Below are 16,607 nucleotides of genomic sequence, written 5' to 3' on the forward strand. Positions count from 1 at the left end.
GAGGCCCGTACCTGCCGCAGCAGTCGGGCTGCAACAAGCGGCTGCGGGCCGCGCTCGGGCTGGTCAAACGGGTCATGCGGATGCTCGCCGAATCGAGCGACTTCTGGCTCGACGACTGCTGGATCGTGGACTCCACCCCGGTGCCCTGCGGCATGAATGCCGATCGCTGCCGCCGACGACGCGATGCGAAGGGCGGGGCCGCGATGGCGAAGCGGTGGGTCCGGTACGTGGTGCCGGTGCTGGTCGAGGTCCCTTGAGGAGGACGAGGTGACCCGGGTGGTCGCCCCGCCAGGAAGTCGCGCTCGGGGCCAGGACACCCGTGTTTGGGATTGACCGTTCCTCCGACCTTGCTCCTACCTGCCGGCCAGAGTTTCGGCCTCCGTACGCGCCCGCACCGCCTCCAGGGCAGCGTATTCAGCTTCCAGGATCGCTGAGCCGGCGAAGTCGATCGCGAACGACGCGTATCCCTCCGCATCATCCGCCTTGAGTTCGGCATGCTTCACGTCAAGCTGGCCCTTGCGCTCCTGGAGGTGGCTCTTGACCTTCGCTACATGCTCCTGCCACTTGTTCCTTGCCTCTTCCAGCGACGCAGCGGCAGCGGCCTTCTGCTCGGCTCCCTCACGGCGAAGTTGCTCTGCCCGCTGTTCCGTCTCCCTCTGAACCTGTTCGATCGCGGCAGCCAGATCCTCCTGGTCCTTGGCGATGGCGCTCTGCACCTGCTCTTGTGCGTGCTTCGACCAATCCGTCAGTTGGGCGATGCGGTCCGTCATCTGCGTCATGGTCCTGACCTCCCGATTGCTCCAATAGGGGGATTCTCATCAATACGAACATATGCGACAGCGGGCTGCTACTCGCGTGGCAGCGCCTCGCGCGCTCCGGCGGGATTCCCGGGCGGTGTCCTGTGGGAGCCGGTCGGGGCTCGCGGTGCCGGGTGGACGAACACGGACGAACGAGCCCGAGCACTGGATCGCCCGTAGATTGGAAGTCCAGGCAACCGCGCTCGCGGCCACGGGGAGCCCGTGATGACGGCGGACATCGATTTCGCGGCGTTCTGCGACGCCACACCAAGCCCGTACCTGGTGCTGGATGCGGACCTGGTGATCCGCTACGTCAACCCGGCATGCCTGCGGCTTTCCGGGCAGACCGAGGACGACTTGATCGGGAAGTACTTCTTCGACGCCCTGCCGGAAAATCCCGGCTTCCGTGACGGCCCGGAACAAAACCTGAAAGCCTCACTGCACCGGCTTCTGGACACCGGGAAACCGGAAAGCGCAGTGCTCCGGCGCTACGACCTTCCCGCCCCCGACCAGCCGGACGGGTTCGAGGAGCGGTGGTGGTCCGTGATCCACACCCCGCTTCCCGCGCCTGACGGCACAGTGAAGTGGATCATCCAGCAGATAGAGGACGTCACGGCCTTCGTCCACTCCCCCCAGGCACGTCAGCTCAGCGAGGAGGCGACTGAGCCAACGCAGGGCACGGCAGCTGAGCTGTACGCGCGGGCCCACGAGCTGCACCGGCTGAACCAGGAACTGCGCCAGGCCCACACCCGCGAACAGCAGGTCGCCGTCACCCTGCAGGAAGCCATGCTCTCCGTCCCCGACCTGGACCGGCACCGCAACATCGCCGTGCGCTACCTGCCCGCGACCGCGTCCCTGAACGTGTGCGGCGACTGGTACGACATCGTCGACCTGCCCCCCGACCGCTACGCCGTGGCGGTCGGAGACGTCGTCGGCCACGGCCTGCACGCTGCAGCGGTGATGGGCATGCTCCGCAGCGCCCTGAGCGCCGCCATCCGCGCCCTTCCCAGCCCTGCCCAGGCCCTGGAGGTCCTCGGCCTCTATGCCCGCTCCGTGGACGGCGCCATGGCCGCCACCGCGGTCAAGGTACTCATCGACACCCGCAGCAGGCTGATCATCTACAGCAACGCCGGGCACCCACCGCCCGTCCTGCTCCACTCCGACGGGACCTGCGCACTGCTGGACCAGGCCACCGATCCGCCACTCGGCACACGCGAGCACCATGTCCCCCGCCCCCAGGCCGGCCTCCCCTATACCCCGGGAGACACCCTCGTGCTGTACACCGACGGCCTCATCGAACGCCGCGACGAGGACATCGACACCGGCCTGGAACGCCTGACCACAGCCCTGGCCGAAGGCCGAACCCTCGCCCTCGCCCCTGACCTGCTGGCCGACGCACTGCTGACCCGGCTCGACGTCGCCGGGGGCGTCTGCGACGACATCGCTCTCGTCATCATCCGCCTGTAACCCCGCGCGCCTTCTCGGCAGCGCTCGGAGATACTCCAGCCCGGATCAGGAATACGCACTCATGGATGGTCTGCACCCGCCAGAGGGGGCGACCGCCGTGGCTTTGTTCGCAAGGTGCGACAGCAGTTGTCCATGGTCTCGGGAGGCACCCGGATCGCGTCGAGGCCGATGTTCACGAGGACGCACAGCACCCCGCCGTCGACATTCCAGTCGGGCACGGCGGGTCTCGGCACCAGGGGTTGACGCCGCCCCCGAACCGGTTGTGTGGGCCGTCCGGAGCAATGTAGCCCGCTCCCGCTTGTGCCTGCTGCGAGGACACCCACACCGCGCTGGACCATTGGCCGGGTCAAGACGCAGGAGATGTCTGAGCGGTATCGAGGGAACCGACCGATGGACAGAGCCGGACGTTCGGATCGTAGATCGCTGCTTGTCGGCGGGCTTGCGGGCGCCACGGTCGCGCTCGCGGGGTGCTCATCGACGAGGGCCGCCTCATCGACGAGGGGCGCCTCGTCGGCGACCAGCGCCTCGCCGGAAGCGCGGCCCACCACACCCGCCACGGCATTCGCGCGGCTGATGGAAGGCAACAAGCGCTGGGTGACCGGAGACCTTCAACACCCCGACCGGGATCCGAACCGGCGTCAGCTCGTGGCCCAGGAGCAGCAGCCTTTTGCAGCGATCCTCTCGTGTATCGACTCCCGAGTGCCACCTGAGCTCCTCTTCGATACCGGCCTGGGTGACCTTTACGTGATGCGCACCGGTGGGGAGGCGGTCGGCCCGGTGGTCACTGGCTCTGTCGAGTACGGGCCCATGACGAGTGGCACCCCTCTCATCGTGGTCCTCGGGCATCAGCGCTGCGGCGCTGTCAAGGCGGCGTACACGTCCCTTCGTGACGGCAAACCGCTGCCCGGCAACCTGCAGGCGATCGTCAAGGCCCTGCAGCCGGCGTACGAGCAGGCCGTCCGGGAGGGTGGCGCCGACCCGGTGGAGACCATGGCCCGCGCCCAGGTCAAGTTGACTGCGGCCGATCTGCGATCCAACCAGGACCTGGCCCCGCTCGTGGGGAAGGGCGCCCTTGCCGTGGTCGGCGCCTACTACTCACTCGACACCGGCAAGGTGGAAGTCCTGGCCGGCGCGCCCTCCCGGCCGGCAGGACGAGTCGAACGGCCGACGAGGTACTGACGCGCGCCCCGCTCTCCCTCACCCGGATCAGGCACGGCGCATCCAGGTGATGCCGACGGACCGTGCCGGGCCCGACCGTTGTGAGACTTCGGCGGTCCGTCAGGGTTCGAGGTCGGCCACTCCCTTGCCGCTCGCCACGTCGAACGGCACAGAAGCCTGGTCGTGTGTGATCAGCCAGTTGTCGTTGATTTTCCGGAAGCAGAAAGTGCCCCGGACCCACATACCGCTCGTCGCCGTCCCGTTCTTCAGCGTGCCGCTGAGCCGGCCGAAGCAGTGCGCGAATGCCGCATCGCCGCCCACGGTGACTGCCAGGCCGCGAACCTCGTACCTCACATCCCGGAAGAACGTGAACACCTTCGCCCAGTTCCTCAACTTGGCCTCCACTCCGACGTGCTGCAGCGGCGGTTCGACATCGAAGGACACGATGTCCGTCGCGTAGAGCTTCTTCAGGCTCTCGAGGTCCTTGGCCCGGATCGCTTCGACGATCTTGTCGAGGTGCCGGCGGATCTCGGCTTCGTCCACCTCGCGTTGTGCAGGCATCGCTCCTCATTCCTTCCTTCGGGGCGGGTGCTCGGCTTCTCGCTGGTTCAGGGAGTCCGACTGCGACCGGGTCCCCTGGCGACGGCCCCCTGGTTTCAGTGGTTCGACGACCGGGCCGTCCGGAATGTGACATGCCTCGACGGACGCGCCGACGCGGGGACGGGCCTGCGGGGAGTCGGGCGACGCCGATCGGGGAAGGGGTGTCGCCGAGGTGATCCCGGAAGCCGCCAGTAGTCGATCTCGGAGGTGTCAGCCCTTCCGCCGGGCGGCGGGGCCGCGTTCGGCGACGTGCCGTGCGACCGCGTCGACGCCGGGCGGGCGTACCGCTCCAGGGAGCGGACGGAGACGTGGCGGGACCGGGCCGGCAGCAGAGGGGTGGATGTGCCGTCCTCGCTGACCGGAACAGTGCTTGCCCTCCTCGCCGCAACCGTCTTCGTCACCACCAACCGCCGCCCCACACGCGCGCACACCGCCGAACCCGCTTCGGCGAGATCGGCCGGATGAACGACGGCCCGAAGCGGCACAGGCGGTATCGTTCACCGTCAGAGCTTGCGGTGCGAGGAGGTCACGGTGATTCACGCGTTCGTCGGGACGACGCTGCCCAGCTCCGAGCCGCAGCTGGCCCCCCGGGCACACGGGATCCCGTAGCCGGCGTCCGCCGCCGCGGCGGCGGCTGGAGGAGCGGGACGCAGACGGCACCACGAGACGGTGTCCTTGAGAGGCCCGCGTCGTGGGGGAGGGGCGCTCGCCCGCCGGGAAGCCAACGCCCGGAGGGACCATCTCACGCCCGAGCGGTACGCGGCGGGAGCTGTTGGGGCGGCTGGTGACGCTGGATCCGGACCTTACGCCTCCGGCTGCGCCACCTTCACCTTGCCCCGACCGACCTGCGTCCGCACCGCCCCCATGCTCGCCCCGATGACCAGTGTGACCGCCACCGCCTGGGTGGTGGTCAGGGGCTGGTCGAGGACCAGGAAGCCAGCCGTCGCCGCGAGTGCCGGTTCCAGGCTCATCAGGATCGCGAACGTGGACGCGGACAGGCGGCGCAGGGCGAGGAGTTCCAGGGTGTAGGGGAGGACCGAGGAGAGCACGGCCACCGCCGCGCCCAGCCCGACCGTCGCCGGGACGAGCAGTTTCGTGCCGGACTCCGCGATGCCCAGCGGCATGAACAGCACCGCCGCGACTCCCATCGCGAGCGCCAGCCCGTCGGCCTGCGGGAAGCGCCGTCCGGTGCGGGCACTGAAGACGATGTACGCCGCCCACATCGCACCCGCCGACAGCGCGAAGGCGATGCCCGCCGGGTTCAGGCCGCCGAAGCCTCCGCCGCAGAGCAGGAACACACCGGCCACGGCGAGGGCCGCCCAGACCAGGTTCAGCGCGCGGCGCGAGGCGAGGACGGAGAGGGTGAGGGGGCCGAGGACCTCCAGGGTGACGGCGGGGCCCAGCGGGATGCGGGCCACGGCCTGGTAGAAGAGGCCGTTCATCGCGGCCATGGTGATGCCGAAGACCACGACCGTGCCCCAGTCGGGGCGCGAGTGCCCGCGCAGCCGGGGCCGGCAGACCACCAGCAGCACGATCGCGGCCACCACCAGCCGCAGGGTGACGACCCCGAGCGCACCGGCCCGCGGCATCAGGCTCACCGCGAGCGCGCCGCCGAACTGGACCGAGACGCCTCCGGCGAGCACCAGGCCGACGGGCCCGAGGGAACTCCGCAGCCGAGGACCGCCGGGCGCCCCGGGTCCGGTCGAGGCGGAAGTCGGCGCCGAGAAGGCGGCGGAGGCGGCTGTGCTGGGCGTGTTCACGGGGCCTTCCAGGTGCTGGGCACGGAAGTCGTGCAGCTTGGTGTACCTGGAGGTCCAGGGTAGTGGACCGTGTCAGGTGTGTGAAGTGATGATGCGCCTGTACTCCCGGCCGCCGAGCGGTGGCGGGCCCCGCGCCGGGGCGTCGTGTCGCGGAACAGCGGGCGGCCGTCCGGGAGTTGGTGGGTGCGCCCCGGGGGTGCCTTCGGGATGTCGTACGGCGTGCGGGGGCGGCCGCTTGGAAAGACGGCACTGAGGGCGGCGGACGGGGCGCCCGCGGAGACCGGGCGCCACCGAGACGGGGCGCCACCGAGACCGGGCACCACCGAGACCGGGCACCACCGGCCTCTCGATCGCCGCGGCGCCGCCGGTCGGCCGGGACGGCGGGTCGCGCTGCCGGTGGCGGTGGAAGAAGTGCGGAACCCGGGGAGTGCCGCTCGCCTCTCGCCCCCCTGCCTGTGAGCCCCCTGGGTGTGAGTAATCCATGCAAGCATGCTTGCTTGTTTCTTCGTCCGCTGCCATGCTCCCCACGCACACCGTCGTGCCCCGAGGGGAGCGCATCGTGTCCGACGCATCGTCCGTGATCGACGACCTGGTCCGGGAGAGTGAGGAACTCGACCGCCTGGTGGCCGGGTTGGCCGGGCCCGACGGGCGCGGCTGGGCGCTGCACACCCCCGCCGAGGGCTGGACCGTCGCCCATCAGATCGCCCACCTCGCCTGGACCGACCGCGCCGCCCTGCTGGCCGTCACGGACCCGGAGGCCTTCGCGGCGGAGGTGCGGAAGGCGCTCGCCTCCCCCGGCACCTGGGTCGACGAGGCCGCACGCGAGGAAGCCGCACGACCGCCCGCCGCACTCCTCACCCGGTGGCGCGAGGGCCGCGCCGCGCTCGCCCGGGCCCTGCGCCAGGCACCGTCCGGCGCCCGTTTCCCCTGGTACGGGCCACCCATGTCGACCGCGTCCATGGCCACCGCCCGGCTCATGGAGACGTGGGCCCACGGCCTGGACGTGGCGGACGCGTTCGGTGTGGCACCCGCGCCCACGGCCCGGCTCCGGCACATCGCCCGCCTCGGGTTCCGCACCCGCGACTTCTCCTACGCGGTCCACGGACTGCCCGCGCCCGCCGATCCGTTCCGCGTCGAACTCCTCGCTCCGGGCGGCGAGGTGTGGACGTACGGGCCCGACGACGCCCCGCAGCGCGTCACCGGCCCGGCCATCGACTTCTGCCTCCTGGTCACCCAACGCGCCCACCGCGCCGACCTCGCCCTGCGCGCCGAGGGCCCGGACGCCGACCGCTGGCTGGACATCGCACAGGCCTTCGCGGGCCCACCGGGCACCGGACGCCCGCCGAAGGGGGGCGCCCGGTGACCGCCCCTCGTCCCCGCCCCCTGCGCATAGGCAACGCCTCCGGCTTCTACGGCGACCGTTTCGACGCCCTGCGTGACATGCTCACCGGCGGCCCCCTCGACGTCGTCACCGGCGACTACCTCGCCGAACTGACCATGCTGATCCTCGGCCGCGACCGCCTGAAAAACCCCGGCGGCGGCTACGCGCGCACGTTCCTCGGCCAGATGGAGGAGTGCCTCGGCCTCGCCCATGAGCGGGGCGTACGCGTCGTGACCAACGCCGGTGGCCTCAATCCGGCCGGACTCGCCGAGGCCGTACGGGAGGTGGCGGAACGTCTCGGCATCCCCGTCCGGGTGGCGCACGTCGAGGGCGACGACCTCACCGCGCTCCACCCGGGAGCCGTCGCCGCCCACGCCTACCTCGGCGGCCACGGCATCGCCGCCTGCCTGCGCGAGGGTGCCGACGTCGTGGTCACCGGGCGCGTGACGGACGCGGCGCTGGTCACCGGGCCGGCCGTCGCCCACTTCGGCTGGGGGCCCGAGGAGTACGACCGGCTGGCGGGCGCGGTGGTCGCCGGGCACGTCCTGGAGTGCGGGGCGCAGGCCACCGGCGGCAACTACGCCTTCTTCACCGAGCACCCGCCCGAACGGCTGCTCCGGCCCGGCTTCCCGCTCGCCGAACTCCACGAGGACGGCAGCAGCGTCGTCACCAAGCACGACGGCACCGGCGGCGTCGTGGACGTCGGCACGGTCACCGCACAACTGTTGTACGAGACGGCCGGTGCCCGGTACGCGGGCCCCGACGTCACCGCCCGTCTCGACACCGTCCGGCTGGCCCGGGAGGGAGCCGACCGGGTGCGGATCGAGGGCGTGCGCGGGGAGGCACCGCCGCCCACCCTGAAAGTGGGCGTCAACCGGCTCGGCGGCTTCCGCAACGAGGTCACCTTCGTGCTGACCGGGCTCGGCATCGAGGCCAAGGCCGCGCTCGTCCGAGGCCAGATGGAGGCGGCCCTGGACGCCGCGAAGTCGCGGCCGAGCGAGGTTCGCTGGGAACTCGCCCGCACCGATCACCCCGACGCCCCCACCGAGGAGACCGCGAGCGCCCTGCTGCGGCTCGTCGTGCGCGCCCCGGGCCAGGAGGCGGTGGGCCGGGCGCTGAGCGGCGCCGCGGTCGAACTGGCCCTCGCCAGCTACCCCGGTTTCCATGTGGTCGCCCCACCGGGGAAGGGGGAGCCGTATGGAGTCTTCGAGGCGGCCACCGTCGACCGTGGCGCCGTAGACCATACGGCCGTCCTGCACGACGGCCGCCGCGTCCCCGTGCCCCCGGCCCACCGCACCCGCGTACCCGACGACGTCCCGGAGCCACCGCCGCCCGAGCCTCCGCCCCCGGGACCCACCCGGCGTGCGCCCCTCGGCCTCGTCGCGGGCGCCCGCAGCGGCGACAAGGGCGGCAGCGCCAACGTCGGCGTCTGGGTCCGCACCGACGAAGCCTGGCGCTGGCTCGCCCACACCCTCACCGCCGACCGCTTCCGCGCACTCCTCCCGGAGACGGCCGACCTGCCCGTCACCCGCCACGTCCTGCCCAACCTGCGCGCCCTGAACTTCGTCGTCGAGGGCATCCTCGGCGAGGGCGTCGCCGCGCGGCACCGCTTTGACCCGCAGGCCAAGGGCCTCGGCGAATGGCTGCGCGCCCGCCACCTGGAGATTCCGGAGGCTCTCCTGTGACCGTGCTGCCGTCGGCGCTGGACCCCGGCAGCCCCGACTTCCTGGCCCACCGCGACGCCATGCTCGCCAAGCTCGCCGAACTGGACGCCGAGCACGCCAAGGCGCTCGCGGGCGGCGGCGAGAAGTACGTCGCGCGTCACCGCGCACGCGGCAAGCTGCTCGCCCGCGAGCGCGTCGAGCTCCTCCTCGACCCGGACACGCCGTTCCTGGAGCTGTCCCCGCTCGCCGCCTGGGGCAGCGACCACACGGTCGGTGCCTCCCTCGTCACCGGCGTCGGGGTGGTGGAGGGCGTGGAGTGCCTGATCACCGCCAACGACCCGACGGTGCGGGGCGGCGCCAGCAATCCGTGGAGCCTGAAGAAGGCCCTGCGTGCCAACGACATCGCCCTCGCCAACCGGCTGCCCTGCATCAGCCTCGTGGAGTCCGGGGGCGCCGACCTGCCGTCCCAGAAGGAGATCTTCATTCCCGGGGGCGCCATCTTCCGGGACCTGACCCGCCTGTCCGCCGCCGGCATCCCGACCGTCGCGGTCGTCTTCGGCAACTCCACGGCCGGCGGCGCCTACATCCCCGGCATGTCCGACCACGTGATCATGGTCAAGGAGCATGCCAAGGTGTTCCTCGGCGGGCCGCCCCTGGTGAAGATGGCCACCGGCGAGGAGAGCGACGACGAGTCGCTGGGCGGCGCCGAGATGCACGCGCGGGTGTCGGGCCTCGCCGACCACTTCGCCGTCGACGAGCAGGACGCGATCCGGCAGGCCCGGCGCGTGGTCGCCCGCCTCAACCACCGCAAGGCGTACGCCGACCCGGCACCGGGGCATCCACCCGTGTACGACCCGGAGGAACTCCTCGGGATCGTGCCCGGCGACCTGAAGGTGCCCTTCGACCCGCGCGAGGTCATCGCCCGCATCGTCGACGGCTCCGACTTCGACGAGTTCAAACCGCTGTACGGGACCAGCCTGTGCACCGGATGGGCCGCCCTGCACGGCTACCCGGTCGGCATCCTCGCCAACGCCCAGGGGGTGCTGTTCAGCGAGGAGTCCCAGAAGGCGGCCCAGTTCATCCAGCTCGCCAACCAGCGCGACATACCGCTCCTCTTCCTGCACAACACCACCGGCTACATGGTCGGCAAGGAGTACGAGCAGGGCGGCATCGTCAAGCACGGCGCGATGATGATCAACGCCGTCGCCAACTCGACGGTGCCGCACCTGTCGGTGCTGATGGGAGCCTCGTACGGGGCCGGGCACTACGGCATGTGCGGACGGGCCTACGACCCGCGCTTCCTGTTCGCCTGGCCCAGCGCCAAGTCCGCCGTGATGGGCCCCCAGCAGCTCGCGGGCGTCCTGTCGATCGTCGCCCGCCAGTCGGCCGCCGCGAAGGGACAGCCCTACGACGAGGAGGCGGACGCCGCCCTGCGCGCCATGGTGGAACAGCAGATCGAGTCCGAGTCCCTGCCGATGTTCCTGTCCGGGCGGCTGTACGACGACGGGGTCATCGACCCGCGCGACACCCGCACCGTCCTCGGCCTGTGCCTGTCCGCCCTCCACACCGCTCCCTACCGGGGCGCGCGTGGCGGTTTCGGCGTCTTCCGGATGTGAGGCCTGATGCCCGTGATGCCCTCGATCACTTCCGTTCTGGTGGCCAACCGGGGCGAGATCGCCTGCCGCGTCTTCCGCACCTGCCGTGACCTGGGCATCCGCACGGTCGCCGTGCACTCGGACGCCGACGAGACGGCACTCCACACGCGCGTGGCCGACACGGCCGTACGTCTCCCGGGCGCGGCACCCGCCGACACCTATCTGCGCGGCGACCTGATCGTCGAGGCCGCCCTCGCGTCCGGCGCCGACGCCGTGCACCCCGGCTACGGCTTCCTCTCCGAGAACGCCGACTTCGCGCGCGCGGTGCGCGACGCGGGCCTGGTCTGGATCGGGCCGCCACCGGAGGCGATCGAGGCGATGGCGTCCAAGACGCGCGCGAAGAAGCTGATGGGCCTTGAGCCGCTCACCTCCGTGACGGAGGCCGACCTCCCCGTCCTGGTCAAGGCGGCGGCGGGCGGTGGCGGACGCGGCATGCGGATCGTACGGCGACTGGCCGACCTGGACGCCGGACTGACGGCCGCCCGCGCGGAGGCGCTCGGCGCCTTCGGCGACGACGAGGTGTTCATCGAGCCGTACGTCGAGGGCGGCCGCCATGTCGAGGTGCAGGTCATCGCCGACACCCACGGCACGGTGTGGGCGCTCGGCACCCGGGACTGCTCCCTCCAGCGCCGCCACCAGAAGGTGATCGAGGAGGCGCCCGCACCCGGACTGACCCCCGGGCTCGAGGAGTCCCTGCACACGATGGCCGTACGGGCCGCCCGCGCCGTCGGCTACGTGGGCGCGGGCACGGTCGAGTTCCTGGTCGCTGAGGACAGGGCGCACTTCCTGGAGATGAACACCCGCCTCCAGGTGGAACACCCGGTCACCGAGGCGGTGTTCGGGATCGACCTGGTGGCCCTGCAGATCCGGGTCGCGGAGGGCACCGCACTGGACGACGAGCCGCCACGCGCGCGCGGGCACGCGATCGAGGCCCGCCTGTACGCGGAGGACCCGGCCCACGACTGGGCGCCGCAGACCGGCACGCTGCACCGCCTCGCCGTATCCGGCGTACGCCTCGACACCGGATACACGGACGGCGACACCATCGGCGTCCACTACGACCCCATGCTCGCCAAGGCCGTCGGCCACGCCCCGACACGTGCGGAGGCGATCCGCCGGCTGGCGGGCGCCCTGGAGCGCGCCGAGATCCACGGCCCGGTGACCAACCGGGACCTGCTGGTCCGCTCGCTGCGCCACGAGGAGTTCACGGCGGCCCGGATGGACACCGGCTTCTACGACCGTCACCTCGCCGCCCTCACCGAGCCCGCCCCCGACCCTTACGCCCCCCTGGCCGCAGCCCTCGCCGACGCCCACGGCCGCTCACGGTTCGGCGGCTGGCGGAACCTTCCCTCGCAGCCGCAGACCAAGCGGTACCGCATGGCGGGCGAGGAGCACGAGGTCCGCTACCGGCACACACGCGAGGGCCTCGCGTCGGACGGGGTGCGGGTGGTGCACGCGGACGCGCACCTGGTGATCCTCGAGGCGGACGGCGTACGGCGGAAGTTCCAGGTGGACCGCTACGGCGACGAGGTGTACGTCGGCGCGACGGCACTGACCGCCCTGGCCCGCTTCCGGGAACCCACGACCGACCACGCCCCGGGCTCCCTGCTGGCACCGATGCCCGGGACGGTCGTACGGGTCGCGGAGGGCCTGACGGTGGGGACGGAGGTGCGGGCCGGGGAGCCTCTGCTGTGGCTGGAGGCGATGAAGATGGAACACAGGATCACGGCCCCGGCCACGGGAACGGTCACGGCCCTGCACGCGAGCCCCGGCCTGCAGGTGGAAGTCGGCACGCTCTTGGCCAGGGTCGAGGAGGCGCCCCGATAGGGGCGCGGGGCTGTATCGGTACGCGGCCACCGCCGCGTGAGCGCGTTCAACCACATCGGACACCCGCACCCGGGAGACGGACATGAGCCCCCTCATCGAATCGGAAGAACACAAGGCGTTCCGGACGGCGGTAGCCACCCTCGGCGCCCGCCACGGCCGTAACCACCGTCCCGAGGAACTCTGGTCGGAGGCCGCCGAGCTCGGCTACCTCGGCGTGAACCTCCCCGAGGAGTACGGAGGCGGAGGCGGCGGCATCGCCGAACTCTCCATCGTCCTCGAGGAACTGGGCGCAGCCGGTTGCCCCCTGCTCATGCTGGTCGTCTCGCCGGCCGTCTGCGGCACGGTCATAGCCCGCTTCGGCACCCGCACCCAGAAAGAGCAGTGGCTGCCGGGTCTGGCCGACGGCACCCGCGTCATGGCCTTCGGCATCACCGAACCCGACGCCGGCTCCAACTCCCACCGCATCACCACCACCGCACGCCGCGAGGGTGGGGGCGCCTCCCGCTCGAGCGGGGCCGGGAGCGGGGGAGACTGGATCCTGAACGGCCGCAAGGTGTTCATCTCCGGCGTCGACATCGCGGACGCGACCCTCGTCGTCGGCCGCACCGAAGACGCTCGAACGGGAAGGCTCAAGCCCTGCCTGTTCATCGTCCCCCGCGACACCCCCGGCTTCGGGCGGCGGCAGATCGAGATGGAACTCCCCGGCCGCGAGAAGCAGTTCGAGCTGACCCTGGACGACGTACGGCTGCCCGCCGACGCGCTCGTCGGCGACGAGGACGCGGGCCTGCTCCAGCTGTTCGCCGGGCTGAACCCGGAGCGGATCATGACCGCCGCCTTCGCGATCGGCCTCGGCCGCCACGCGGTCTCCCGCGCCGTGGAGTACGCGCGCGACCGTACCGTCTGGCAGCAGCCCATCGGCGCCCACCAGGCCGTCGCGCACCCCCTGGCGCAGGCGCACATCGACCTGGAACTGGCCCGCCTGATGATGCAGAAGGCGGCCTTCCTGTACGACTCCGGGGACGACGCGGCCGCCGGTGAGGCCGCGAACATGGCCAAGTACGCGGCCGGGGAGGCCTGTGTGAAGGCCGTCGACCAGGCCGTGCACACCCTCGGCGGCAACGGTCTCACCCGGGAGTTCGGACTCGCCTCGCTCATCACGGTCGCGCGCGTGTCTCGTATCGCACCGGTCAGCCGGGAGATGATTCTCAACTACATCTCCCACCAGACCCTGGGTCTGCCCAAGTCGTACTGACACCCGGCACGCCGGCGCGAGGAGGAACAGTGTTCCGCAGCGAGTACGCAGAGGTCCCGCCCGTCGAACTCCCCATCCACGACGCGGTGCTGGGCCGGGCCGCCGAGTTCGGCGGGCTGCCCGCCCTGATCGACGGCACGGACGGCACCACCCTCACCTACGAACAACTGGACCGTTTCCACCGGCGGATCGCGGCCGCGCTCGCCGCGGCCGGGGCGCGCAAGGGCGACGTGCTCGCGCTGCACAGCCCGAACACGCTCGCCTTCCCGCTCGCCTTCTACGCGGCCACCCGCACGGGCGCCTCCGTCACGACCGTGCACCCGCAGGCCACGCCCGAGGAATTCGCCAAGCAGCTGCGGGACTCGGCGGCCCGCTGGATCATCACCGTGTCACCGCTCCTCCAGACGGCCCGCCGCGCCGCCGAACTCTCGGGCGGCGTCGAAGAGATCTTCGTCTGCGACAGCGCGCCGGGCCACCGGTCGCTGATCGACATGCTGGCCTCCACCGCGCCGGAACCCCAGGTCGTCATCGACCCGGCGCGGGACATCGCCGCACTCCCGTACTCGTCCGGGACGACCGGCGTCCCCAAGGGCGTCATGCTCACCCACCGCCAGATCGCCACCAACCTCGCGCAGATACGACCGCTCATCGGGACGGGACCCGGCGAGCGCATCCTCGCCGTGCTGCCCTTCTTCCACATCTACGGCATGACGGCCCTCATGAACGCGCCCCTGCGGCAGGGCGCCACCGTCGTCGTACTGCCGCGCTTCGACCTCGACACCTTCCTCGCGGCCATCCAGGTCCACCGCATCACCGGCCTGTACGTGGCCCCACCGATCGTGCTGGCCCTCGCCAAGCACCCGGTCGTCGCCCAGTACGACCTGTCGTCCCTGAAGTACATCATCAGCGCCGCGGCACCCCTGGACGCCAAGCTGGCCCTGGCCTGCGCCGAGCGCCTCGGCCTGCCGCCCGTCGGCCAGGGGTACGGCATGACCGAGCTGTCCCCGTGCACCCACGTCGTCCCCCTCGACGCCCACGACGCGCCCCCCGGCACCGTCGGCAAACTGGTCCCCGGCACCGAGATGCGCATCCTGTCCCTCGACGACCCCGACAAGGACCTCGGCGTCGGCGAGGCCGGCGAGATCGCCTTCCGCGGCCCCCAGGTGATGAAGGGCTACCTCGGCCGGCCCGAGGCCACCGACGCGATGATCGACCGGGACGGCTGGCTGCACACCGGGGACGTCGGGTACGTCGACGCCGACGGCTGGCTGTTCGTCGTCGACCGCGTGAAGGAACTGATCAAGTACAAGGGCTTCCAGGTGGCCCCGGCCGAACTGGAAGCCCTCCTCCTCAGCCACCCCGAGATCGCCGACGCCGCCGTCATCGGTGTCTACAACGACGACCACAACGAGGTCCCCCACGCCTTCGTCGTCCGCCGCCCCGGCGCCGACGACCTCTCCGAGGGCGAGGTCATGATGTACGTCGCCGAACGCGTCGCACCCTACAAACGCGTCCGCAACGTCACCTTCGTCGACGCCGTGCCGCGCGCCGCGTCCGGGAAGATCCTCCGCCGGCAGCTGAGGGAGCGCACATGACCGACCTCGTCGGCACCACCCACGACCGCGGCATCACCACCCTCACCCTCGACTCGCCCGCCAACCGCAACGCCCTGTCGGCCGCACTCGTCGGCGGCCTGGCCGACGCGCTCACCGCCTGCGGCAAGGACCACGACGTACGCGCCGTCGTCCTCACCCACACCGGCACCACCTTCTGCTCGGGCGCCGACCTGCGCGACCCTCCCCCAAGCTCTCGGCTCCGCTCGAGCAGGGGGGACCCCCATGCCCCCGACGCCCTGGTCGCACTGATGCGGCAGATCGTCGAGCTGCCCAAACCCGTCGTCGCCCGGGTGACCGGACACGTACGCGCGGGCGGCCTCGGCCTGCTCGGCGCCTGCGACATCGCCGCCGCGTCCAGCGCCGCCACCTTCGCCTTCACCGAGGTACGCATCGGAGTCGCACCCGCCGTCATCTCCCTGCCCCTGCTGCCCCGCGCCGACCCGCGCGCACTGGCCCGCCACTGCCTCACCGGCGAACGCTTCGACGCCCCCGAAGCCGTCCGCACCGGACTGCTCACCGCCACCGGCGACGACGTCGACCACGTCATCGAACCTGTGCTCGACGGACTGCGGCGGGCCGCACCCCGGGCCCTGGCGGAGACCAAACGGCTCCTCACCGCTACTGTGCTTGAGACCTTCGACCGGGACGCGGCCGACCTGACCGCGCTCTCGGCCCGGCTGTTCTCCTCCCCGCAGGCCCGCGAGGGAGTGACGGCCTTCCTGGAACGACGGGACCCCTCATGGGTGGTGTGAGCACAGTAGAACGCGAGCGAGTCCCCCAGCCGGACCGGCTCCCCAAGCAGGACCGGCTCCCCAAGCAGGACCGGCTCCCCAAGCAGGACCGGCTCCCCAAGCAGGACCGCAGCCGGGCCACCCGGCAACGGCTCCTCGAGGCCGCCGTGGCCTGCCTCGCCGACCACGGCTGGGCGGGCTCCACGGTCTCCGTCGTCGCCGAACGCGCCGGCGTATCCCGGGGGGCCGCCCAGCACCACTTCCCGACCCGGGAGGACCTGTTCACGGCGGCCGTCGAGTACGTCGCCGAGGAGCGCTCCACCGCCCTGCGGGCCCTGTTCCCGCAGGGCCCCGCCGACCGGCGGGCGGTGGTCGCGGCCCTCGTCGACCTCTACACCGGGCCGCTGTTCCGCGCCGCCCTGCACCTGTGGGTCGCCGCCTCCAACGAGGAGCAGCTGCGCCCCCGCGTGACCGAGCTCGAGGCCCGCGTCGGCCGCGAGACCCACCGCATCGCCGTGGAGCTGCTGGGCGCCGACGAGACGAGGCCGGGCGTCCGCGAGACCGTCCAGGGCCTGCTGGACATGGCCCGCGGCCTGGGCCTCGCCAACCTCCTCACCGACGACGCCGCCCGTCGGGAAGGGGTCGTGGCCCAGTGGGCGGCGCTGCTGGAGGAGGCGCTGGGCTGAGGACCGCCCAGCG

14 protein-coding genes and 1 pseudogene are annotated in these 16,607 nt (G+C 71.8%); 12 read left to right on the plus strand and 3 right to left on the minus strand.

What is annotated here, in order from left to right:
• Positions 1-5: 5 nt before the first annotated feature.
• Positions 6-176: pseudogene (locus AC5WS8_RS17995) on the plus strand (IS982 family transposase); the annotation flags it as partial.
• A gap of 177 nt (positions 177-353) precedes the next feature.
• On the opposite strand, the gene AC5WS8_RS18000 reads toward AC5WS8_RS17995, so the two are convergent.
• Positions 354-779, minus strand: a complete 426-nt coding sequence (locus AC5WS8_RS18000; RefSeq protein ID WP_496104405.1) for a hypothetical protein — start codon at positions 777-779, stop codon at positions 354-356.
• A gap of 243 nt (positions 780-1,022) precedes the next feature.
• Here AC5WS8_RS18000 and AC5WS8_RS18005 point away from each other — a divergent pair, with 243 nt between their 5' ends.
• Complete coding sequence (locus AC5WS8_RS18005; protein WP_496104406.1) at positions 1,023-2,264, plus strand: PP2C family protein-serine/threonine phosphatase; 1,242 nt, start codon at positions 1,023-1,025, stop codon at positions 2,262-2,264.
• Positions 2,265-2,837: 573 nt separating this feature from the next.
• Positions 2,838-3,443: a carbonic anhydrase gene (locus AC5WS8_RS18010; RefSeq protein WP_496104526.1), complete on the plus strand. Its 606-nt coding sequence runs from the start codon at positions 2,838-2,840 to the stop codon at positions 3,441-3,443.
• A 99-nt stretch (positions 3,444-3,542) separates the two neighbouring features.
• On the opposite strand, the gene AC5WS8_RS18015 is transcribed toward AC5WS8_RS18010, so the two are convergent.
• Positions 3,543-3,983, minus strand: coding sequence for a YybH family protein (locus AC5WS8_RS18015; RefSeq protein ID WP_496104407.1), 441 nt, complete (start codon positions 3,981-3,983; stop codon positions 3,543-3,545).
• 246 nt (positions 3,984-4,229) lie between these two features.
• On the opposite strand from AC5WS8_RS18015, the gene AC5WS8_RS18020 reads away from it, so the two are divergent.
• Complete coding sequence (locus AC5WS8_RS18020; protein WP_496104408.1) at positions 4,230-4,487, plus strand: hypothetical protein; 258 nt, start codon at positions 4,230-4,232, stop codon at positions 4,485-4,487.
• Positions 4,488-4,825: 338 nt separating this feature from the next.
• On the opposite strand, the gene AC5WS8_RS18025 is transcribed toward AC5WS8_RS18020, so the two are convergent.
• Positions 4,826-5,782 (minus strand): EamA family transporter, encoded by a 957-nt coding sequence (locus tag AC5WS8_RS18025; protein ID WP_496104409.1) that lies wholly within the window; start codon positions 5,780-5,782, stop codon positions 4,826-4,828.
• 559 nt (positions 5,783-6,341) lie between these two features.
• Between AC5WS8_RS18025 and AC5WS8_RS18030 the strand changes: the two genes are divergently transcribed.
• The 8 genes from AC5WS8_RS18030 (at position 6,342) to AC5WS8_RS18065 (ending at position 16,594) form a co-directional block, all read left to right on the plus strand.
• Entirely contained in the window at positions 6,342-7,145 is an 804-nt protein-coding gene (locus tag AC5WS8_RS18030; protein ID WP_496104410.1) for a TIGR03084 family metal-binding protein, read from the plus strand.
• Complete coding sequence (locus AC5WS8_RS18035) at positions 7,142-8,848, plus strand: acyclic terpene utilization AtuA family protein (protein WP_496104411.1); 1,707 nt, start codon at positions 7,142-7,144, stop codon at positions 8,846-8,848. Before AC5WS8_RS18030 ends, AC5WS8_RS18035 begins: the two co-directional genes overlap by 4 nt.
• Positions 8,845-10,443 carry an acyl-CoA carboxylase subunit beta gene (locus AC5WS8_RS18040; RefSeq protein WP_496104412.1) on the plus strand — a complete coding sequence of 533 codons (1,599 nt, stop codon included), beginning with the start codon at positions 8,845-8,847 and terminating at the stop codon, positions 10,441-10,443. The genes AC5WS8_RS18035 and AC5WS8_RS18040 overlap by 4 nt, the downstream gene beginning before the upstream one ends.
• Before the next feature lie 15 nt (positions 10,444-10,458).
• Positions 10,459-12,309: an acetyl/propionyl/methylcrotonyl-CoA carboxylase subunit alpha gene (locus AC5WS8_RS18045; RefSeq protein WP_496104413.1), complete on the plus strand. Its 1,851-nt coding sequence runs from the start codon at positions 10,459-10,461 to the stop codon at positions 12,307-12,309.
• 82 nt (positions 12,310-12,391) lie between these two features.
• Positions 12,392-13,561 carry an acyl-CoA dehydrogenase family protein gene (locus AC5WS8_RS18050; RefSeq protein WP_496104414.1) on the plus strand — a complete coding sequence of 390 codons (1,170 nt, stop codon included), beginning with the start codon at positions 12,392-12,394 and terminating at the stop codon, positions 13,559-13,561.
• A 29-nt stretch (positions 13,562-13,590) separates the two neighbouring features.
• Positions 13,591-15,156, plus strand: a complete 1,566-nt coding sequence (locus tag AC5WS8_RS18055; protein ID WP_496104415.1) for a 4-coumarate--CoA ligase family protein — start codon at positions 13,591-13,593, stop codon at positions 15,154-15,156.
• Positions 15,153-15,929: an enoyl-CoA hydratase family protein gene (locus tag AC5WS8_RS18060; protein ID WP_496104416.1), complete on the plus strand. Its 777-nt coding sequence runs from the start codon at positions 15,153-15,155 to the stop codon at positions 15,927-15,929. The genes AC5WS8_RS18055 and AC5WS8_RS18060 overlap by 4 nt, the downstream gene beginning before the upstream one ends.
• Positions 15,917-16,594, plus strand: coding sequence for a TetR/AcrR family transcriptional regulator (locus tag AC5WS8_RS18065; RefSeq protein ID WP_496104417.1), 678 nt, complete (start codon positions 15,917-15,919; stop codon positions 16,592-16,594). Before AC5WS8_RS18060 ends, AC5WS8_RS18065 begins: the two co-directional genes overlap by 13 nt.
• Positions 16,595-16,607: the final 13 nt, after the last annotated feature.

Source organism: Streptomyces sp. PTL18 (assembly GCF_059510295.1).